We start from the raw sequence: 22570 nt of genomic DNA, 5'->3' as shown, positions 1-22570 counted from the left end.
GCAATGATTCCAGCGCTGAGACGTTATTATTGCCACCTACTGATGGCAGGTGGAATTACTCTTAGCTGTTTCTGCACCATTTACCCAACAATTGCCCAAATTTCTCCAGATAATCAGCTGCCTGATGGACAAACTGTTGTTTCACCAGGTACTCAACCGGGATTGGATTTTGTAATTACAGGCGGAACCCAAGCAGGTAGTAACCTGTTTCACAGCTTTAGAGAGTTTTCTGTACCTGAAGGTGGTTCTGCTATTTTCAATAATTACAACCCAGGTATTGAGAACATTATTAGCCGTGTTACCGGCGGCTCAAAATCTCAAATCAATGGTTTAATCCAAGCGAATAAAAACTTATTTTTGATTAATCCTCATGGTATTGTTTTTGGCGCGAATGCTTCCCTAGATATTACAGGCTCATTTATTGCTAGTACTGCTAGTAGTTTAAAGCTATCTAATGGTGATGTATTTAGTGCGATTAATCCTGCGCCACCTTTACTAACTGTCAGTGTTCCCTTGGGTTTACAATTTGCTGGCAAATCTGGAGATATAACAGTAGAGAGTCCAGACTTAGCTACACCAGAATTGTCAGTCCAGCCTGGTCAAACTTTAGCTTTAGTTGGCGGTGATATTTCTGTAGCTAACAAGTTACTAGTTGCGCCTGGTGGTCGGGTGGAATTGGGTAGTGTGGGGGATGACAGTTTTGTTAGCCTGACCCCAAGTCCTCAAGGATTTATTGTGGGATATACAGGTGCGAATAAGTTTCAAACAATTCAGCTAGATGGCGCTGAGATTAACGTTAGCGGTGCTGGTGGTGGGAATATCCAAATTCAAGGTCAAGTCGTCACCTTAAATGAAACACTACTTTTAGCTAATACAGATGCGAATGGCACCGAAAGCGGTGGTGGAATCAATATCCGAGCTAACCAACTAACGCTGAATGATTCTATGATTCAGGCTCTGACATCTGCTTCAGTGCGCGGTGGAGATGTCAACTTAGAAGCTGTGAAACTAACAGTTCAAGGCCCCTTTGCAATGGTTTCTGCGGAAACAGAAGATATTGGCCTTGGTGGTAACTTAACTATTCGCGCTGATGATGTGAAATTGGCAAACTTGAGTATTTTAGGCACAGAGACTAGAGGACTAGGTGCTGGTGGGGATGTGAGAATTGCAGCTGGAAAATTGAGTATTGAAGATGGTGCAAAAATAGTAGCCAATACTCGCGATCGCGGTTTTGGTGGTTCAATCATAGTTAAAGCAACTGAGTCTATTGACTTACGCGGAACAGGAGAAATATTTAATACGCTTTACTCTAGCGGTTTGTCCGCAGAAACTACTGGTTTTGCTCAGGCTGGGGAAGTCATTGTCGAAACCCCAATCTTGAATATCCGTGATGGTGCCAGGATCTCAGCTTCGACGTTTGCTGAAGGTGCAGCAGGCAGTATTAAAATTTACGCTCCAGCAATAGATATCCTCAGTTCTCCTACTGTTGCTCAAGCTAGCGGTGTATTTAACCAAGTTGAGCTAGGAGCTACCGGTCAGGGCGGTAATATTCTCTTGGTAACTAACAAATTATCGCTCCAAGGTGGAGCGCAAGTATCGGTTAGTACTTTTAATACTGGCGATGCAGGCAGTCTTTCTGTAATTGCTCCGCAGATGGTAACAATCTTGGGAGACTCTACGGATATCACCTTTAGTGGCTTATTTGCTCAGGTAGAACCTGGTGCTAAAGGTCGAGGAGGAAACGTATTTATAGATACTGGAGAATTGCTACTGCAAGGAAATACGGCGCGAATTTCTAGCTCTACTAGAGATGAGGGCTGGGGTGGTAATGTCACTATTAATGCAAGGGAATTAACTGTTCGAGATGGGGCGCAGATTCAAGCGGGAACTCAGGGATACGCCCCTGGCGGTACCCTCAAGGTGACAGCTACAGACACAATTCGATTGCTGGGGACTTCTCCAAGGGATCGATCATCTAGTGGTTTATTTACCGCTACATTTGGTGATGCTCCGGCTGGTAATTTGAGTGTTGATACAGGTAATTTATTTATCCTGGATGGGGCGAGGATTTCTGCTTCTACCTTGGGTGCAGGTACTAGCGGTAATGTAACTATTAATGCCTATGATACAGTCAACTTAATTAATCGCTCTCCTAATGGTCAAGTAAACAGTGGCTTATTTGTCCAAGGAATTGGAGATGGAAAAGCGGGTAATATCGATTTAACAGCCCGTAATCTGTTACTCGATCGCGGTGGAGAAATTTTAGCGGAAACCACGGCTGATGATGGGGGGGAAATTGCGCTCACAGTCAGCAATATTCTGCAAATTCAGAATCATAGCTTGATTTCTGCTACTGCTGGTACTGCTAGCAAACAGGGTAATGGCGGAAATATCAAGATTAATACCACTTTTTTAATTGCAGATCCTTTAGGAAATAGCGATATTACCGCTAATGCATTTCAGGGATGGGGGGGTAACATTCACATTCAAGCTGAGAATGTATTTGGGCTACAGTTTCGCCAACAACAGACTGCTTTAAGTGATATTACTGCTAGTTCTACTTTTGGTGTTAGTGGTGTTGTTGAAATTAAAACTTTGAATGCCGATCCTACTTCGGCTTTATTCAACTTACCTCTAAAAATTACCGATACTTCTAAATTGATCTCTCAAGGTTGTAGTGCGAGTTCGTTCAGTCAGCAACAGCAAATTGCTAATCGGTTTGTTGTGACTGGACGAGGAGGAGTATCACCAAATCCCGAAGCTTTACTCAGTAGCGATAGTCTGCTTCAAGATTTAGTGACTAATCCGATCAAAAGTTGGCGAAATATTGCTGAAAGACCTTCTCAAACCTCAGATATTTCTAGTGCTAATTCCATCGTCGAAGCCCAAGCCTTAGTAGTAAATTCACGTGGTGAGGTGTTTTTATCAGCACAGTCTGCTACTGCAACTCCCTATAGTACTTGGTCGCCCTCAACTAATTGTTATGCAGATTAATCTCTATTATTTTTTCAAAAAAAGTAGCTGGAAACGATTATATATTCGGTTAATTGTCTTTATATTCTGGATATTCTTAGGGTTAGTTGGGAGTTTATTACCTGCGATCGCCAAAATGGATGCTTCGCCACCATCACTGATGCAAGTATCATCCAATGTGGCACAGCAGGAGGAGCAAGGCAGACAATATTATGATGCTGGGCAATTTTTAGCAGCAATCAAAATCTGGGAGCAGGTGCTGCAGATTTATCAATCACAGGGGGATAGACTCAATCAAGCCAGAGTCTTGAGCAATCTATCACTGAGTTACCAGCAATTAGGTTTATGGACTGAAGCTACCCAAGCAATTACTCGTAGTCGAGAATTGTTACAGGGAAAACATACAGAGCCAGAATATTTAAAAGTCTTGGCTCAAGTTTTCAACACCCAAGGTAGTCTGGAGTTAGCAACAGGAAAATCTGAAGCTGCACTCTTGACTTGGCAACAAGCCACGGCTACTTATACTCAGGTAAAAAATGAGACTGGGGTGCTGCGTAGTTTGATCAATCAATCTCAGGCTTTAAAGGCGTTGGGACTATATCGCAGAGCTTTATCTACCTTAAATCAGGTAAATAAAATTTTACAAAAACAACCGGATTCACCGATCAAAACGGCTGGGTTACGCAGTTTAGGAGCAAGTTGGCGATTAGTGGGGAATTTGACAGCAGCACAGCAGGTATTGCAACAAAGTTTAGCGATCGCCCAAAAGTTACAATCGCCAGCAGAGATGAGTGCGACATTGATTGATTTAGGAAATGTGGCGCGCGCTAACCAAGATGCAACATCGGCTTTGGCTTTATATCAACAAGCTGTAAATATTGCACCTTCTTCAATGCTGAAAATGCGATCGCAATTAAATCAACTGAGTACTTTAATTGATACTAAGCAATGGACACCGGCGCAAGCATTATGGAGTCAAATTCAACCGCAATTGGTAAATTTACCTCCTAGTCGAACAGCAATTTATGCTCAACTGAATTTAGCTCAGAGTTTAATTCGCCTCAAACAAGCAAATCTCCCCAATGCGCCAACCACAGAAAATATTGCTCAATTAGTCGCGAATAACCTCCAACAAGCAAAAACCTTGGGAGATAAACAAGCACAAGCCTATGCTTTGGGGAAACTGGGGGGACTTTACGAGCAAACTCAACAATGGGCGATCGCTCAAGACTTAACTCAACAAGCGCTGGTGCTAGCACAGTCAATTAATACACCAGAAATTGCATACCGTTGGCAATGGCAATTAGGGCGATTATTGAAAGTACAAGGAGATGAACCAGGCGCGATCGCAGCTTACACCCAAGCTGTAAATACTCTACAATCTTTGCGTAGTGATTTGGTTGCCATCGATCCAGATATTCAATTTAGTTTTCGCGAAACTGTAGAACCAGTATATCGAGAACTAGTTAGTTTACTTCTATCAGGAACATCGTCACCTAGTCAAGAAGCTCTCAAGCAAGCTCGTCAAGTAATTGAATCTTTGCAATTAGCCGAACTCGATGATTTTTTCCGCGAAGCCTGTTTAGATAGAAAATATACTCAAATCGATGAATTAGATCCCTTAGCAGCAGTTATCTATCCGATTATTCTGCCAGATCGATTAGAAGTTATTGTCAGCTTACCAAAACAACCTTTACGCCACTACGCGACTTCTTTACCGCAAGCCGAACTGGAAAGTATTGTCGAAAAATTGCGGAAAACTTTAGTTATTCGTTCTAAAGAAGACTTTTTACCCTTATCTCAACAAGTATATGACTGGTTAATTCGTCCAGTGGAAACTGATTTAGTGAAAAGTGGGATTAAAACCTTAGTATTTGTACCGGACGGTGTATTAAGAAATATTCCCATGGCCGCTCTGCATGATAGTAATCAACAATATTTGGTGGAAAAGTACAACATTGCTTTAACACCAAGTCTTCAATTACTACCCCCGAAAACATTAGCACAGCATAACTTTAAAGTCCTTGGTGCTGGGTTAACTGAAGCCAGACAGGGTTTTTCGGCTTTGGAATATGTTGAACAGGAAATGAAGGAAATCAAGTCGGAAGTTCCCAGTACAGTACTGCTAAATCAGGAATTTACCAGTAAAAATTTGCAAAATTACCTGCAATCAGCGATTTTCCCCATAGTTCACATTGCTACTCATGGTAAATTTAGCTCTAAAGCCATAGAAACCTTTATTTTGGCTTGGGACGATCGCATCAGAATTAATGACCTAGATAATTTACTACAGATATCCGAACAGAAACAACAACAAGCAATTGAACTGCTGGTACTTAGTGCTTGTGAAACCGCAGTTGGCGATAAACGTGCGGCTTTAGGTTTGGCGGGAATAGCAGTTAAGGCGGGAGCTAGTAGTACTTTAGCAACATTATGGTCGGTGAATGATGAAGCAACCGCCAATTTAATGCGTCAGTTTTACAAGCATTTGAGCAGTACCAAAGAAACGAAAGCAGAAGCCTTACGTCATGCGCAAATGGCACTGTTAAAAGATCCTCAATCAGAGCATCCTGTTTATTGGGCACCTTATATTTTAGTTGGCAATTGGCTGTAGAAATACAGGCGATCTAGAGATTTAGCAGATTTACTTAGTACTGCTTTGCATAAGTTCATAACTTTTTCAACGCAAAGGAACGCGGAGGTTAGCGCAAAGTTTCGCAGAGTATTTCCCAAACCAATTCGCTATGAATTAATAAAATGGTGTACTTAGGCAGTTAGACGAAGAGTTTTAACTGTAAATCAAAACCTCTCATCTGCATACCAATGCTTTTACGGCAAATATAACCATTGACAAATAGTAACTGACTACAGCACATCCTAAAATAATAAACAGGATTTAGTGTGGCTTCTATCTACCGTTTTCATAGCAATGACTGAGCAACGTGATGCTGATTCCTTACCAGGAGATTCTCAGCAAAGTGAAACTCCAGGCGATCGCCTAGAATCGGAAAATCTAACTCCGGCGCTACCTGCTGAGAATTCTTGGAAAAACCGGATTGCTGATGTTTGGCGCAAAGCAACACCGCGTCTAGGACAATTATTACCCGTAGAACAATTAGCACAGACGGTTGTGCAATGGTTTAGTGTCAGCGAAACTCAAATTGCTGAGATTTTGGAGACGGTGCGCCGCGAACTACCAACTACGGAAGCTTTGTTAATTGGTAAACCCCAAGCGGGTAAAAGTTCGATTGTGCGGGGATTAACAGGAGTTTCCGCCGATATTGTCGGTCAAGGATTCCGCCCTCACACCCAACATACTCAGCGCTACAATTATCCTGCTGATGACTTACCTTTGCTGGTTTTTACGGATACGGTAGGATTAGGCGATGTCAAACAAGATACGCAAGAAATTATTACTGAATTGGTTGGCGATTTAGAAAAATCAACTCGCAGCGCCAGAGTTTTGATTCTGACTGTAAAAATTAACGATTTTGCTACTGACACATTGCGTCAAATTGCTCAACAATTACGTCAACAGTATCCAGATATTCCCTGTTTGTTAGCGGTTACCTGTTTGCATGAGGTGTATCCGCCGGGGACAGTCGATCATCCAGCTTATCCGCCTGATTATGAGGAAATTAATCGGGCTTTTGGCGCGATTCAAGAAGATTTTGCGAAGGTTTGCGATCGTTCCGTTCTCATTGACTTTACCTTAGAAGAAGATGGTTACAATCCAGTATTTTACGGCTTAGAAGCATTACGCGATAACTTAGCCGAACTACTTCCCGAAGCCGAAGCCAAAGCGATTTATCAATTATTGGATCGGGAGGAAACCGGTAAGCAACTGGGTAATCTTTACCGCGATACGGGACGACGTTACATTTTACCCTTTGCAATTATGGCTGCAACTGTAGCTGCTATACCATTACCGTTTGCAACTATGCCAGTATTAACAGCTTTGCAAGTATCTATGGTAACAGCTTTAGGTAACTTATACGGCAAGCAATTATCACCATCTCAAGCCGGGGGAATTGTCAGTGCGATCGCAGGTGGTTTTCTCGCTCAAGCCATAGCAAGGGAGTTAATTAAATTCGTTCCTGGTTTTGGTAGCGTAATTGCTGCATCCTGGGCTGCTGCTTACACCTGGTCACTCGGTGAAACAGCTTGTGTCTACTTTGGTGACTTGATGGGTGGGAAGAAACCAGACCCGAATCAGATTCAATCTGTGATGCAAGAAGCTTTTAAAGCAGCACAAGAAAGGTTTAAGGGAATTAAACGTTAGGGTAGTTGAAAAATTTCCCCATTGAAAACCTATAGCAATCCTATTTAATATACGAACAAAAAAGACAAGGGAAGGGGGACAAGGAAGATAGGTGTTTGTAACTAATTTAGGATTGATATAATACCAATTTAATATCAAGATGCACCTCATCCTTGTCAAAGATATATAACTGAAAAAACTCTGCGTACCTTTGCGTTAACCTTAGCGTAACTTTGCGTTTAAAAAAGTAAATCTTTGTGCAGCTTCACAAATAAATGCTATAACTCCGCTCATTTATCTAACTCATCTTCTTCTTTTTGGAGTTATCAAACTGAGTAAATAAACTATCACTCCCAGCAATCCTAACTCATCCCATAACCATTGCCATAGTTGTTTACGATTACGAATGTTCTGGAATTTATTTAAATAATCCTCAAAACCTTGCACAGCAATCATTTGTTGTCGCGCAGATACTAATTGCTGTTCAGAATTATGCATTTCTAAGCGAGTATTTCTGATATCTTGAATGAATTTTTGAATTTCTTCCACACCCCCAATCGTTTGTATAACTAGATTTAATTCCTGTATTAAACTTTGGGTATATCGATTTTGTTCATCGTATGTATCTATGATATTTCTGATTTGGATCAGCTTATTATCTATATCTATATTTAAGTTTTCAATTACTTCTTTTTTACTCTGCAATTCTTGAACTATATCCTGAGATTCTTGCAGATAATTTTGTACTTGTAATAATATATTGTGAGATGCTTCGGTTGAAGTTTGACTTTCTATTCTAGCATGATTAATTTCATTAATTACTAGTTGCAAATCTTGTAAAATATGTTCTTCTATACCAAGTTCATGCAGTTGTCTTGGTATTTCTTGTAATATTTGTAACTTATCTTGAAGTTCTTTCGCTGCGGATAAATAATTTGATACTTTATCTTCATGTTTCTTTAAATCATTATTTACGTTTAATAGTTCTTCTCGGCTCAAGTGAATTTCATGAATCAGTTCTCTAACTTCATCAATTTCTTTAGCTTCTTCGAGAATATTTTTAGCTTTATCTATAGATTGATTAATAACTATAGATAAAGCTTCTAGTTCTTGAGAAACTTGTAAATCTGTGGGAGATTTATCATTCATAATTCACCTGTATGAGCAATCTTTTCTATAGCTGCATTGCAGAGTAGGGATACTAAATTTCCTTCCTGATTTGATATTTCCTGTCTAAAGGGAAAATCGTCGGGGATCTGCATTCCAATTTTTGCGCGTACTCTAGCAGCTTCATATAAAAGTCCTTTTTGTTGCAGCGTAGAAGCAATTCTTAATATTAAGTCTTGATATTCTTGAAGATTAACATCTTGCAACTCAGATGCAACTTTAACTGCTTCCCAAGAACTACCCAAAGCCCTTAAGAGTAAGCATTGCAGAGGAATGCGATCGCTAGGGCTATCAATTTGCTGAATTTGCTGCAATTCTTCATATAAAATTTCTCTAGAATGATTTGCCAGAATTTTAATTGCTTGCTCCTCAATTTGGGTAACTGTGTCATTATCAATTCTTGCTAGCCTAAATGCAGCATAAGTATCCCAATAAATTTGTATAGGTAGATTACTCAAACCTTCGTAAATTATGTTACACAATCCTGTGATATCTTTAAATAAATGTTCTCCATTTGCCCACTCTGTAATCCAATCAAGAGTATCTGCATTTGCACTATTAAAAAACTGACATTTTTGAAAATGTAATCTTCCAATTCTTTCGATTTCATCAGTAGTTGCAATTACAAGTAATCGGTAACGCGGCCTAGTAAAAATTGTGTACCAATTATTAGCTTCTTCAAATGATGGTTTTCCTGCTCCTGCAAATACACAGAAAGCAACACAAGCATCAAACTCTCTTCCTTTAGCTTGATTGAATTTTATATAATCTAATCCTGGAAGATTACTATATTGTTCAGGAATATCTTGATAAATTAGCTTGACTTGGCTAGAAAGAAGTCTCAATATAGAATGCTGTTCTAAAGCGCAGGTATATCTTACTTTATCGCTTAAATCGTTAATAATTTGCAGCGCTTCTTCTTGTGATGTGCATTCTAAAATCCTCACAGGTTCACCTTGTTCAAAAGCATATTCAGGCTGACTGACTTCAGGTAATTTTTTACCTCCTGAATTTGCTATTTTTGCAAATGCATGAAAACTATTAGCGAATTCTAGAATATATTTTGTATTGCGATAATTATATTTAAGATTGTGTCTTTTATTCAGTTGTAAATGTCCCCAATTAAAATCTATGGGTGTAATTCTTTGATTCATATCACCCAATAGAAAAAGTATAGAAGTGTGATTATTATCCTGTTGCCATCTCTCCAGCATGTTAACAATAGCATTAATTTCATCTATGAGATAATCTTGAGCTTCATCAAATATGAACAGTGTTGTATTACTCTGCTGTAAAGGAAGAGCATTTTCTGTAATTGCATTTACTCCATCTATCCAGATTTTTTTATTTCCTAATCTCTGCTGCAATTTAGGTAATGTAATATTTTTAAGTTCTCCAATCCAATGCTCATTTTCTCGATAAATGGGGTGATTGGATTGTTCATGCTTGTGTTTTTTGGCTATAAATCCTCTAAATAAAATTAAATCATTTATATTCAAATCTTCATTGTTATCAATCACATGAATTTTTCGCGCTTCTGCTTGTAGAGCCTGTAACTCTTCCGATACAGTTGCTACTGTCTTATATATATCTGGTGCAGCTTGATGCAACCATTCTGCAAAAGTTCCGACAAAAAAATTAGGTTCTCCAAGCTGTAAAATTTCTTTAATTTCAGTGAATTCTTTAATTTCAGCAGATAGGTTTTCGGGCAGAATTAAAGCAATATTCCAATAGTTTTTTACATATAATTCACAAGCCATTAAAGCTGCACATACTGTTTTACCTGTACCTGGGGCACTTTGTAATAAAAGGCTATTAATATTACTATGGTTTGATACAGGATTGGGTGAGGGATTTCTTACTTCCTGAAAAATTTCTTTTTGTTCTTGAGTCAAAACAGGTGAATATAAATAACCACCATAAACAAATTGATTCCAAGAATTAATTTGTTTAGGATTCCATTCATAGGTAGGAATATGTTCTACTGTTTTTTCTCCCAGTTCAAGTACATCAGATATATCTATTTCTGGGTTTCTATTTCTATCCTCAACAATTTTTTTATAAATATCTTTACGTTGTCCGGCTATTAATATTAATATTTCTTCTTGATTTCTTGTCCAAATCACTCTCACATCATGTTTCTTAGTTCTCCATAAATCTTGATAACCTTCTAATTTTCGATAGTCTCCCAGGTTACCTTCACTAATTTTTTTAATTATTTCTGCTACCAGCTTGAAATATTCATGTGGTAATTTCTGGATTTCTCGAACAGCAGCGCGAACAATTTTAACGAGATAAACAGGCATGAATATACCTCATATAAAATATGATCATTACATTAATTATTTAAACAATATTGATTTTGATAATTGTGAAATTAAAATATTTAATGATATGAGCATTTTGCATAATACTATTCATCTTTATTCACCCTGTTTAATTGGGAAAAATTAGTTGCATATAAAGCTAACTAGAACAAGAAAAATGCTTGTTGAAGTTGTACTAAGTGAGTATTTTGCATCGAATGTGACTGCTTTAACAAAGAGTCAGCCAAAAACGATAGTATATAAATATACTATATTAATATTGCCCTCCAGAAAGCATTGATTACTGGAAGAGTGTTTAGCAAATTTTTATACTTCGCTCACAATATAATAGCCTACTAAAAAGCCAATTGCCTAGTAAGCAAATGATATTTGAATTAAGCGTTACTCATGCAAGGCTAAAACTCGATTTTTCGTGATTTTACTTAGTCTGAAAGATATTTTGTACCATTTTTTTATCTACACTATTAGCAGCCCGATCCAAGGCAGCTATCTCGCCAGAGTCTAACAGCCAACCTAAAGCACCAATATTCTCTTGCGCCTGTTGTACAGTCTTTGCGCCTGGGATGGGAATCGTTCCTTTACAAATACACCAGTTAATTGCTACCTGTGACATAGTTTTGTTTCTTGACTGTGCTACTTCTCGTAAACAGTTTAAAAGTGGGTCAATCCCTGGTAATAGCTGCCTAAATAATAAACCACGGATACCTTTGGGAAAAGGGCCTGTTTTTGAGTATTTTCCTGTTAATAGCCCTAATCCCAAAGGACTATAGGCAATCAATTTTATACCCATATCGTCGCAAACTTGCTTGAGTTGTAATTGCGTTACTGGATATGTGGAGAGTAGAGAGTACTGCACTTGCAGAGTTGCGATCGCAATTCCGCGTTCGGTAAACTTTTTATGCACCCGTTGCAGACGTTTCGGCCCGTAATTAGATAATCCTACAGCCTTCACTAATCCTTGCTCGTAAAGGTCAGCTAGTCCATCCCATAGCCTTTCCTCTTGCCAAGGTGCGTAGTTAGCCGTAGACCAATGCATTTGTACTAAATCGACATTTCTGCCTAACCTTTGGGCTGAAGCTTTACCAGCTTGTACCATTGATTGACGAGTCCATCGCCAAGGATAAGCCGCTAGCTTGGTAGCAATGCAAATTTTTTCTGCGTTGATACCCTGATATTCTCGAGAAAATTTGCCGAGAAGTGTCTCACTGCGTCCTTTGAGTCTACCAGTACCGTAAGAATCGCCTGTATCGAATAAAGTCACACCGTTACTGACACAAAGGTTAAACACGGCTTGCAATTGATCGTCCATACTGCGATCGTATCCCCAGAGCAGTTGGTTTCCCCATGCCCAAGTTCCACAGCCCATTGTTGGCAGTGATAGTTCCCGACTAATTTGCATACTCACTCGCTGTAGATTTCCTGATTAGCTTGCGATCGCCTTTCTAAAATTTCATTATCAGGCAATTAATAGCCACTTTGCTTAACAGGTTTAAGCGATCTGTTGTAGCAAGGCTGCTGAACGAGCTGTTGCAGCTTTTAATTCAGCCTCAACAAGGCTATCTAACTCTGCTTGTTCCACTGGATTTAATTCTTGTCCGCGATCGCGTGCTGTTCGCCATAGACTCATCAACTCTGATAAGCGCTGTTGCTGTTGGGCGCTAAAAAACCAATCGGGACGAAAACTCTGTAGTACCAACAGAGTGCTAAATTCTTCATCTTCGAGTTGTGCTGTTAAAGCATCCAACGCTTCACCCGCAGTTCTACCTGTTGATTGCTTATCACCTGCGATCGCTCGATAAATTTTCTTTCCAATAGCATCCGATATGGGCAGGATTGCGACTGTGGTCATACCCTTAACATGAGAGCTTTCTGCTTAATTATTATAGTTTGATTCACCTTTTAGTTTTTAACTGAAGGGCTAAAACCCTGTGACCAGATCGGAGAATTCTGTCCAAATATAGAAACGATAGACTTGAGACAAGCGTAATTTTTATCAAAGAAGCTGATTATAAGTAATTTGTGATTGAGGTAGGTATCAGGTAATGGTGCGTTTAAAGTTGTGGCAATGGGTTATATTAGCAGCGCCGATCGCGTTAATTGTTACTTTCTTGCTGGTAGCCGCAGGTTCCCAGATCCATACTTGGGGAATTAATTGGATTTGGGCTGTATTTACCCTACTATTTGTCGGGTGGCGTTGGTTGCTGGTTAAATGGACTCGACCAGAGGTAGAACAATTAGAGGCGGTATTAGCTCAAGTTAATGAAGAATTAGCCGCTACAGTAGATGATAACCAATTACCTGCCGGAAATGACGCTACTAGTCAAGCTCAAACTGTTTTAACGGAAATTTTGCAAGCATCCCAAAGCGATCGCCCGATTTGGGAAGATTGGGTAACTTTCTGGACGCGATGCCAAAATTTAGTGGTAGCGATCGCTCATATTTACCATCCTGAAGTTAAATATCCCCTATTAAATATTTACGTTACCCAAGCCTACGGGTTAATTCGGGGAACAGTAGATGATATGGATCAATGGATGCAAAAGCTATCACCTGCTTTAAATCAAGTCACAGTTGGGCAAGCTTACCAAGCTTACGAAGTCTATCGCAAGTTAGAACCATCCGCCCGCAAACTCTTTCAAGCTTGGAATGGGGCACAATGGTTATTAAATCCGGCGGCGGCTGTGGCTAAAAAAGCGAGTCAGCGCTCTACAAGCCAAGCAAATCAGCAATTATTGGTGAATTTAGGACAAATGCTGCGAGAGGCAGCTTTACGTAATTTGTGCCGTCAAGCGATCGCTCTTTATAGTGGTACTACTTTACCAAAGGCGGAATTTTCTTCTTCAACTCCTACCCTTCCCAAAGCGAAAACGCAAACGTTAAAAGAAATCCTCGCCCAAGCTGAACCTGCTGAAACTGTAGCGCAAAAACCTGTCAGTATTCTGCTGGTAGGGCGCACCGGTTCGGGAAAAAGCAGCTTGATTAACAGTTTATTTTCCTCAGAATTAGCTGCTGTTGATGTCTTACCTAGTACCGATAAAATTCAAAATTACCAATGGCAAACTTCCAATAAAGAAACCCTGACATTATGGGATACTCCAGGTTATGAGCAAGTTAACCGCGCAGATTTTCGCGACTTAGTTTTAGACTATGCGACAAAGGCAGATTTACTATTATTAGTTACCCCCGCTTTAGATCCCGCCTTGCAAATGGATGTAGATTTTCTCAAAGATATACAGGCGGAAGTTAAAGATTTACCTGTAATTACTATAGTTACTCAAGTCGATCGCCTGCGTCCGATCCGCGAATGGGAACCGCCTTATGATTGGGAATGGGGCGATCGCGCCAAGGAAATTTCCATCCGCGAAGCTACACAATATCGGGCGCAATTGTTGGGGGATTTCTCCAAGTTAGTTTTACCTGTGGTGACAAGCGATAGCAAAACTAATCGCACTGCTTGGGGAATTGACGCTTTATCTTTAGGATTAGTAGCAGCGATCGCACCTGCAAAACAACTGCGTCTGGCGCGTTTTTTACGTAATCTCGAAGCTCGTACCGTTGAAGCTGCCAAAATTATTGATAATTACACCTTCCAGATGGCGACAACCCAAGGACTGACATCGCTGCTGAAAAGTCCCGTTCTCCAGTTCATTTCTACCCTATCAACCGGTTCGCCCACTCTGGCATACTTGTTAGCAGAAAAAATTCCCGTGGAACAGTTACCCGTTGTCATTGGGAAGTTGCAAATGGCTTATGACCTTTTCTCTCTCTTAAATACTGGAAAATCAAGCAATTTTGATTTATTAACCCTTTGGCCGTTATTGGTAGAAAATACAGCCGCCAGCGATACCTGGGCTTTTGGTCATGCTTTAGTTGAATACTGGACTCAAAATCTCACAGTTGAACAATTGCGCGATCGGTTTAATTATTATCTCAATTTGTCGGCGAGCAAATAAGGTTCAGTGTCAAGGCTTCGGCTACACTCAGCCTTGACTGTTGACTGAATAATTTTTTCGCTTTAGCACATTAATATTTGCAATAAAGTATTGTAGTATACACTTTTCTTTTATAAGAGTGACATTACTGCCTAATTTTTTCATGGTCAGTGATTGAGATCACTAGTAATTTCTTGGCTGTAATGTAGGCAATTAATGACAGTAATACAAGTTTTATGTCTTCATTCAGGCTGCGGTTATTCAGGAAAAGTGGTAAATTTTCCTGATAGTTTAATCAATATTATTACATAGATCGAAACAACGAATTTAATAGGTTTTTGCCAGCTACTTTATGAGTAATTTATCTAAAGTCAGGCTGATATGTAAAAAATTTATTTAAATCAGATAAAGCAAACTTAAAGTTATTCATCTAAATTAAGCTTAAAGCCAATTACACCCAAGAACTACTTAATTATTTTTTTATGTTTATATCAAGATGTTCTTTAAATAAAACCCAAATCTCTTAAGTCAAGTTTTATATAAAAAGACGTACAAATACAGTTCTGTTTTCAGTAGCCGAAGTTACACAATATTCAGTATGAAGGTTTGTTACGAAACTTAAGAGCCGAAAGACATGACTACGATTTCTCACTTAAACAACTCAAACAACTCAAACAACGGCATTTTTACTGTAGGTTCAACTGGTACAGTTAGCGTCGATTTTCTCTATGATGGTGGGCAGAAGAAAGGAGAGATAGCTATCTTCAGCCTTGAAGGTATGGAAAATCTGGAGATAGGTTCCACCGCATTTATTCAGGAAGCTACAAGACGCGCTCTCAGCAATTCTAGTTCTGGTTATGTAGTAGTAAGAGATGAAATTGATCGCGCTCGTTTCACTAACCTCAATGATGAATTAGCTTGGGAAAAAGACTATAACGGCGGTATTTACCAAGGCGCGCCAAAGTTTCAGATGGTTGCTGGAACTAAGTTTGCAATGATGTTAGTTACCGATACAACAGTTGCTAATATTGCCCAAAGTTCCGCTTCTAGCGCCAACAACGTTCTGTTTTCTTTCGGCTCACTCAACCCAACCACAGGACAACTTTCAAATCAAATTGCAGACATCACAGGTAAGGGAAATACCTTCGGTTGGGAAGATATTAATACCTTGAACTCCAACTTAACCGATCGCGATTACAACGATATGGTGGTTCAGGTGTCGGGTGCAACAGCTACCGCACCGAGTGTCCAAGATTCCATTTACTCTAATCGCAACTGGTTAAATACCAATGTTGGCAAAGAATTAACACAATATGCGAATCGTCCTCAGTTTGACACAGGTACTTTCATAGTTGATGGTACAGGCCAAGTTCAACTGGACTATCTTTATGATGGTGGTTGGTATCAAGGTGAAGTAGCTGTCTTTAGCCTCAAAGGTATGGATAAATACCAACCAGGCTCCTTAGAGTTCCGCCAAGAAGCGATCGCGCGTGCTTTAAGTAACTCCAAACAAGGTCATATCTTCATTAGCGATCGCACAGAAGGCGCACGTTTTAGCCAAAATAATGCTAGTTGGGAAGATAACTTCGGTGCTGGTAATTACCAAGGCGTTAAGTCATTTCAGATGAACGCTGGCGACGAAGTGGCATTTATGCTGGTGCAAAATACCACCTTTGAGGAAGTTTTTAACAAACCCTCTGTTACTTCTCAATGGGGTAAAGAGGTTATTTTCTCTACCAATCAAAGACAGATAGTTGCAGTCGATAATAATGGGACGATCGCCTTTGAAGATAACAACGTTAGTGCTGGTAAGGGTGACAAAGATTTCAATGACCTCATCTTCCAAGCCAAAGGACTTAAAAGTTATAACACCGCCAGCATCAATACAGAAATTAATTCCGGCCGAGATTGGCGAACAAGTAATAGCGGACAAGAATTACTCCAATATGCTAGCCGATCTACATATACCGAAGGAGTCTTTCAAGTTGGTGAAACTGGTCAAGTAACCTTTGATTTTCTTTACGATGGCGGCTGGTATCAAGGAGAGATGGCTGTATTTAGCCTCGCCGGAATGGAAAATTACCAAGCTGGTTCTCAAGCTTTTATTCAAGAAGCATCTAGACGCGCTCTCAGCAATTCTAAATTAGGTTACGTCTTATCTGATGACTCTTCAGAAGGTGCGCGGTTCACTGAAAAAATGCCTTGGGAAGACAATTTTAATTCTGGAAATTATCGAGGAATAACAACTTTCGAGATGAATCCAGGAGATAAGTTTGCCTTTATGTTTGTACCCCATACTAATGCTCAGGCAATCAAAAATGCTAATTGGCTCAGTAAAGACAGCCACATGTGGCAATATGGTAAACTTCCCCTGTTCTCCATCCCCGAAGCGAATCCCAATATGGCTGTCGGACAAATGGTAGATGTAGATGGTAACGGAACTTTTGCTTTTGAAGATATTCCCACTGGTTCTAGTACTTCCGATCGCGATTACAACGATTTTGTTTTCCAAATCAAAGGCGCTAAAGGAATCGCTCAATCCATTGATAATTTCTCCAACTCCGATCGCGATTGGCGTACCACAACTGTAGGACAACAATTACTCGAATATACGAACCGCGCAATTTTTGATGAAGGAGTTTTTCTTGCTAATCAAACCGGTCAAGTTAAAGTTGACTTCCTCTACGACGGCGGTGATTATCATCAAGGGGAATTAGGTATTTTTAGCCTTCGGGGAATGGATATGTACGAAATCGGCTCGACAGCTTTTATGACAGAAGCAGTGCGCCGTGCTACCAGCAACAATTCAGATGGATATGTTGTGGCCCAAGATCCTGTAGAAGGTGCGCGTTTCACTGATAATAGTGCCATTCTTAATTGGGAACCGAATTTCAATAACGAGCAGTATAGAGGCGAGAAAATTTATCAAATGCAAGGAGGAGATACTTTTGGTTTTGTTTTCGCTGCCAATGGAACTCTTCACGATGCTTTGACTGGACAAGGTGCAGCCAGCAATAAACTTTTCTTCTCAATGTCTGCTGCTAATTTAAACGAGACTGTACAAGTAGCAGAATTCTTGACAGGAGATAAAGGCGCGGTTATCGGTTTTGAAGATGTGGCTATTGATAGTGGTTCTAATCGCGACTACAACGATTTTGTGATTAGTCTTGGTGGAATTAAAACTGTCAGTCTTCCTACTATCCAAGATGTAGCGATTTACAATCACAATTGGACAAATACACAAATAGGTACAGCAATTACCAACTACTTTAATAATGCGACAGTTGAGTAAACAAACCTAGTTTAAGCATCTGTGTTTGACTTTAGACTTGCGGTATGAGAGGCTGCTTTGTTTGTTATCAGGTTCGACTAATTCCTTCAATGGTCTAAAATGTGCAATACCAAATACTATCCGAATCAAACATTAGCCTTGTGATTAATTTCGGAGTTAGGACTTGAGTTCTAACTCCGAAAATTATCAAAGAGAAAACTGTATTTACAGTGTTAAATGCGCTGTACCCCAGGACGATTGTTTTCAACAATGAATGAAGCTTTGGTACTAATCGTACCAGATTGGGTTGTTACTTCTGACATTGCTAAATAATCTGACCTCCAGAGAGTGGGAGTCAATGTACAGCGAACATACCCACGACGATTGTTATAAAACTTGATGTGTGGATTATCAGCATCATTGATGTAGGCGGGTATATTGTCGTTGCCATCTCCACCAGAACTAATTGAGGAACAGACAAATTCACTACCGACTATGGCAGATTTTGGATCGTTAAAATCAGCTTTGAGATCCATTGCCCAATGAGAATGTACATCCCCTGCCAAAGATACTGGATTAGAAGGTTTGCGTTTAGCGAAGAAATCCATCAGGCGATCGCGATCTGCTAAATAACCATCCCATTTATCCATACTAAAGGTTTGCCCTTCACCTAGTCTGGTGTCTCTTTGGGCAATAGGAACCTGTTGAGCTAGGATGTTCCATTGACCTTTCGAGCGACTTAAACCTTTATATAACCAATCTTCTTGTGCTTGTCCGAGAATTGTTGCTTGCGGATCTAAAACTTCTGGACAACGTTCTTTAGTACCATCGCCACAGGGTTGATCTGTACGATATTGACGAGTATCTAAAACATGAAATGTCGCCAGATTACCATAATTTACCCGCCGATAAAGTTGCATATCGGGGCCTACTGGTCGCGAGAAGGGACGCAGTGGCATGTGTTCGTAGTAAGCTTGATAAGCAATTGCTCGCCGTTGGAGAAAAATTGCCGGATCTTGATCTGGTTCAGTATCAATCTCAGAAATAAAGTTGGCGTAGTTATTTTCTACTTCGTGATCGTCCCAGGTGACAATCCAAGGAAAGGCTGCATGAGCGGCTTGGAGATTGGTGTCTAATTTATAGAGGGCGTGACGGTTACGGTAATCTGCCAATGTGAGAATTTCGGCACTATTATGCTGTCTAGGCCCAGTGGTACTGATTCCTCCCTCATAGATGTAGTCACCAACATGGACTACTAAATCCAGGTCATCCTCAGCCATGTATTTGTAAGCAGTATAGTATCCCTGCTGATAGTTCTGGCAGGATGCTAGGGCAAACTTCAAGCTATTGGTGTATATACCTCTACCCATTGCTGGAGTAGTACGAGTTCGACCAATTGGGCTAGCTTCTTTACCAACACTAAAGCGATACCAATACCAAGTATCAGGAGAGAGTCCTTCAACTACCACCCGCACCGAATGGCCTAGTTCTGGCCGAGCCATGACTGTACCTCTAGACAATATCCGCTTCATATTGCGGTCAATTGCTACTTCCCAGCGAACTGGTACATTCATCGCAGGCATTCCACCACCATTTAGGGGTTCGGGCGCTAGACGAGTCCAGATAACTACGCTATTGTCATCAGGTTCACCAGAGGCTACACCTAGCGTAAAAGGATTAGTAGAAAATTTAGTTTTAGCGATCGCTCGTTGATGAGAAAATTGGCTAGTGATCGCCAAACCAGTAAATGCTCCTGCCCCGATAATTAGATTGCGTCGCTTGATGGAACTGTGCAACAACCGCTCAAAATTCTCGTACTTGAACATCCTTACTCAATCCCTGATTATATTAAGTGAATCAAAGTAGAGAAATATCTGACACCGTAAAAATAGAGCAACAATCGGTAAACGCTCCCAAGGATAACTCTATTCATTAGAATGTGTCATGTATAGCAATCCTATTTCAGTTGCGAAAAATATCGGTTTTGGCTGTTGACTGTTAACGGTTAACAGTCAACAACCTTGCTTGTAGTATTTCACAAATCATTTAGGATTGCTGTATTACTTTGATGTTCCAACAAATATAGGGAAGATATTAATTCTGTATCAAGGAGGAGTTAATATAAACTTAATTTTTGGATATTAAAAGATTATGCTTAATGAAACAATAACACAATAATAACTGTAGCAAGTTAAATAGAAAGTTGCCAAATATCGTTTATCCAGGCTTAATTAATTATTTCTAAAAATCCTATTTAAATTGCCCTTTATATCAATTTTAACAGTCAACAGTCAACAGTCAACAGTCAACAGTCAACAGTCAACAGTCAACAGTCAACAAATATATTTATATTTAATTTCCAATCCCAAATTAAAAACTGCTCTTGCTGAAGGTAAAATCAAGAGCAGTTTTTCATAATAGACCAATGACTTAAGGATGCAGTAAATGGAATTTTATACATCTTCCATTTCAAATTGAGCCACCGTAATTGCGTTAAATGCAAAAGCAAATACTAATGGCATGGGGCACTTTAATACCACTGTAGATAAAACAGCTACCACTGTGCCAATAATTGCTGATATCGACCACCATTTTTCTTCAGCAGTCAGCCCTTTTTCGGCTTTAATCAATCTCAGGGCTTGTACGGGAATTGGTTCAGGCATTACACAGCCTGGAGGAAACGCCCAGTAGTTATTGCGCCGCTCGACGAATAAATCTGTCCAGCCATTTTCTCGGCACCATGCCTCAATCCATTCGATAGCGTAATGATTCATCATCTGGTTGCTAGTGTAATTTGTGGAATTGGTGTAGTTTTCTGAATATCAATACTTACTAAAATCAAAAGTAGCTGTCTAACTGCATAAACATAAGGCTAATTTTCGATTGAAATCCATATATCAATTAACTCAAACAATCCTTAGCTTGATTACAAGGCTAACAGGCTATTGAGGCTGGTTAGCTCAAAATACAATAAACTTAACCAGAATAGAAATAAGTAAAGTAATGTAAATAAGTCCTTCAATAATGTTTGAATTCTCAAGTACACCTAAAAGAAATATATATGCTAACAATCTGCTAAAAATCTATTTCTAAAGTCAAGAATTGTAAACATAAGCTGTCAGCTATCTTAGTAAATTGAAACAGACTTTAATATAAGCATTTTCCTGAAGATGCTGTTATCTGCTTGCAGGCATATTTTAGCGATCGCCTAAAAATGTAACGAAAGATGAAGTAAGTGGGGCATGGGGCATTGGGCATGGGGCATTGGGCATTAAAAACAATTTTAGATTTTGGATTTGCGATAGCGCAGCGTTAGCGAGTCCTCGAGCGTCTTTTGGATTGTATTTGAATCTAAAATCCGTCTTGAAAAGTTCAGATCGCCGGAAGCCGGCGCTCCGACTTTTCGCAAAATCTAAAATCTAAAATTCCTAGCCCCTAACCCCTAACCTGGTTTCGATGTAATTACCTCTGTGGGGCGGAGAATCTTTTCTTGTAAGCGAAAGCCTTGACGGACAACTTTAGTGATTGTTTGGTCTGCGAGGTCGTTGCGGACTTCGCGATCGACGACTCGGCATACAGTAAAATCTGGTTGGGTATCTTGGAGTTCAATCGGTAAAACCTGACGCTTTTTTAAGATACTCAAAAACTTGCGATGTACTGCGCCAACAGATTTAGGTAAACGTTGGAGAAACTCTTGATTGGGTTCAGTATTATTTTCTAAATATTCTAATAAATTTTCTAAAGCATCAGAAACTTCTAAAAGTTCTAAAAATAAATCCTCGGTTTTGGCTACAGTTTGGGTTTGCTGTTCTCGCAAGGATTGCTGTAATAAAATATTTTCTTTTTGAATTGTGCCGATTTCGCTAATGAGTAAATCGCGTTTTTCTTGGGTAATTAAATAGTGATTTTTATTTGCAGATCCTGTATTTTCACCAGACAAAGATTCTGGAGAATTAAAACCGAGAATTTTCGATTTTATCCAATCCCAAAATTTGCTGGTGTTTTGGGGTGATTCAGACATGAGAAACCTCTTGAGATAACATAGATAAAGTTTTCTTTACCCAAGTTTGTACTTGAGTGTGGGGATGATTGCTTAATAGTTGACAAAGGGCGATCGCTCTTTGCAAATCTCTACCCAGATGATAAGCTCTAATTAGCCACATTTGGGCTTGAATATAATCTTTGTGATTTTTATCTGTACAGCCTTGAGTATATTCTTCTAGATATTTAATCGCTTGAGGATAACGGCCTTGTTTGCAAGCAGCGATACCTTCTGTCATTAATTCTGATAAGCTCAAGGGTATATATTCTCGTTCTATCAGCTCTTGTTGGCTAGCTTGAGCGATCGCTTGCTCTAATCCATCTAACTGAGCTAATAATACCAATTTTGGTACTGGTTGTTGTAAAGCCGATAAATCGCTATTTTTGAAACGCTTAACCGGCGGTAATATCGGACGTAAATAATCAGCAATAATCCGTTCTTCCGGCTTCATTAAGCTTTTTTGCGCTTTAGCAATGACATCTACAGGATATTGCTTGCGCTTCATGGCTAAGGCGACAGCTTTAGTAATTTCGGCTTTTGAGGCGACTGGGGTAACGCCTAAAATATCATAGGGATTGTGTTCCATAAGATCAGGAA

The 22570-nt window shown here is 39.7% G+C and carries 14 protein-coding genes; 6 read left to right on the top strand and 8 right to left on the bottom strand.

The annotated features are described in order from the left end of the window. Window positions 1–3 precede the first annotated feature (3 nt). The 3 genes from H6G08_RS08270 to H6G08_RS08260 all read left to right on the top strand — a co-directional run bounded on the left by H6G08_RS08270 (window position 4) and on the right by H6G08_RS08260 (window position 7255). Window positions 4–2994, top strand: coding sequence for a two-partner secretion domain-containing protein (locus H6G08_RS08270; RefSeq protein ID WP_190540388.1), 2991 nt, complete (start codon window positions 4–6; stop codon window positions 2992–2994). Further along, window positions 2984–5587 (top strand): CHAT domain-containing protein, encoded by a 2604-nt coding sequence (locus H6G08_RS08265; RefSeq protein ID WP_190540386.1) that lies wholly within the window; start codon window positions 2984–2986, stop codon window positions 5585–5587. The genes H6G08_RS08270 and H6G08_RS08265 overlap by 11 nt, the downstream gene beginning before the upstream one ends. Window positions 5588–5902: 315 nt before the next feature. Then, on the top strand, window positions 5903–7255 hold the full coding sequence (locus H6G08_RS08260) for a GTPase family protein (protein WP_190540384.1): 1353 nt from the start codon (window positions 5903–5905) through the stop codon (window positions 7253–7255). Window positions 7256–7537: 282 nt separating this feature from the next. Here the strand turns inward: H6G08_RS08260 and H6G08_RS08255 are convergent, their stop codons facing one another. The 4 genes from H6G08_RS08255 to H6G08_RS08240 all read right to left on the bottom strand — a co-directional run bounded on the left by H6G08_RS08255 (window position 7538) and on the right by H6G08_RS08240 (window position 12577). Further along, a complete protein-coding gene (locus tag H6G08_RS08255) occupies window positions 7538–8383 on the bottom strand; it encodes a hypothetical protein (RefSeq protein ID WP_190540382.1) in 846 nt (281 codons plus the stop codon). Beyond that, on the bottom strand, window positions 8380–10707 hold the full coding sequence (locus H6G08_RS08250) for a hypothetical protein (RefSeq protein WP_190540380.1): 2328 nt from the start codon (window positions 10705–10707) through the stop codon (window positions 8380–8382). The genes H6G08_RS08255 and H6G08_RS08250 overlap by 4 nt, the downstream gene beginning before the upstream one ends. 439 nt (window positions 10708–11146) lie before the next feature. Then, a complete protein-coding gene (locus H6G08_RS08245) occupies window positions 11147–12127 on the bottom strand; it encodes an aldo/keto reductase (RefSeq protein WP_190540378.1) in 981 nt (326 codons plus the stop codon). 90 nt (window positions 12128–12217) lie between these two features. Continuing rightward, the gene (locus H6G08_RS08240) at window positions 12218–12577 is read right to left on the bottom strand and encodes a hypothetical protein (protein WP_190540376.1); all 360 of its coding nucleotides are present in this window, start codon (window positions 12575–12577) and stop codon (window positions 12218–12220) included. 193 nt (window positions 12578–12770) lie between these two features. Here H6G08_RS08240 and H6G08_RS08235 point away from each other — a divergent pair, with 193 nt between their 5' ends. After that, window positions 12771–14681 carry a GTPase family protein gene (locus H6G08_RS08235; RefSeq protein ID WP_190540375.1) on the top strand — a complete coding sequence of 637 codons (1911 nt, stop codon included), beginning with the start codon at window positions 12771–12773 and terminating at the stop codon, window positions 14679–14681. 613 nt (window positions 14682–15294) lie between these two features. Then, a complete protein-coding gene (locus tag H6G08_RS08230) occupies window positions 15295–17952 on the top strand; it encodes a DUF4114 domain-containing protein (RefSeq protein ID WP_190540373.1) in 2658 nt (885 codons plus the stop codon). Between the two features lie 212 nt (window positions 17953–18164). Here the strand turns inward: H6G08_RS08230 and H6G08_RS08225 are convergent, their stop codons facing one another. Further along, window positions 18165–19757 carry an alkaline phosphatase D family protein gene (locus H6G08_RS08225; RefSeq protein ID WP_190540371.1) on the bottom strand — a complete coding sequence of 531 codons (1593 nt, stop codon included), beginning with the start codon at window positions 19755–19757 and terminating at the stop codon, window positions 18165–18167. Between the two features lie 433 nt (window positions 19758–20190). Here H6G08_RS08225 and H6G08_RS08220 point away from each other — a divergent pair, with 433 nt between their 5' ends. Then, entirely contained in the window at window positions 20191–20349 is a 159-nt protein-coding gene (locus H6G08_RS08220) for a hypothetical protein (protein WP_190540369.1), read from the top strand. 35 nt (window positions 20350–20384) lie between these two features. Here H6G08_RS08220 and H6G08_RS08215 read toward each other — a convergent pair whose 3' ends face one another. The 3 genes from H6G08_RS08215 to H6G08_RS08205 form a co-directional block, all read right to left on the bottom strand. After that, on the bottom strand, window positions 20385–20708 hold the full coding sequence (locus H6G08_RS08215) for a slr1957 family protein (RefSeq protein WP_190540367.1): 324 nt from the start codon (window positions 20706–20708) through the stop codon (window positions 20385–20387). A 665-nt stretch (window positions 20709–21373) separates the two neighbouring features. After that, the gene (locus tag H6G08_RS08210) at window positions 21374–21952 is read right to left on the bottom strand and encodes a nucleotide exchange factor GrpE (RefSeq protein WP_190540365.1); all 579 of its coding nucleotides are present in this window, start codon (window positions 21950–21952) and stop codon (window positions 21374–21376) included. Continuing rightward, entirely contained in the window at window positions 21945–22559 is a 615-nt protein-coding gene (locus tag H6G08_RS08205) for a molecular chaperone DnaJ (RefSeq protein WP_190540363.1), read from the bottom strand. Before H6G08_RS08205 ends, H6G08_RS08210 begins: the two co-directional genes overlap by 8 nt. Between the last annotated feature and the right edge of the window lie 11 nt (window positions 22560–22570).

This window comes from Calothrix anomala FACHB-343 (genome assembly GCF_014696435.1).
Classification (GTDB): domain Bacteria; phylum Cyanobacteriota; class Cyanobacteriia; order Cyanobacteriales; family Nostocaceae; genus Aulosira; species Aulosira anomala_A.
Note: the sequence above shows the minus strand (reverse complement) of the source record. Positions and strands in the feature narration are given on the sequence as shown.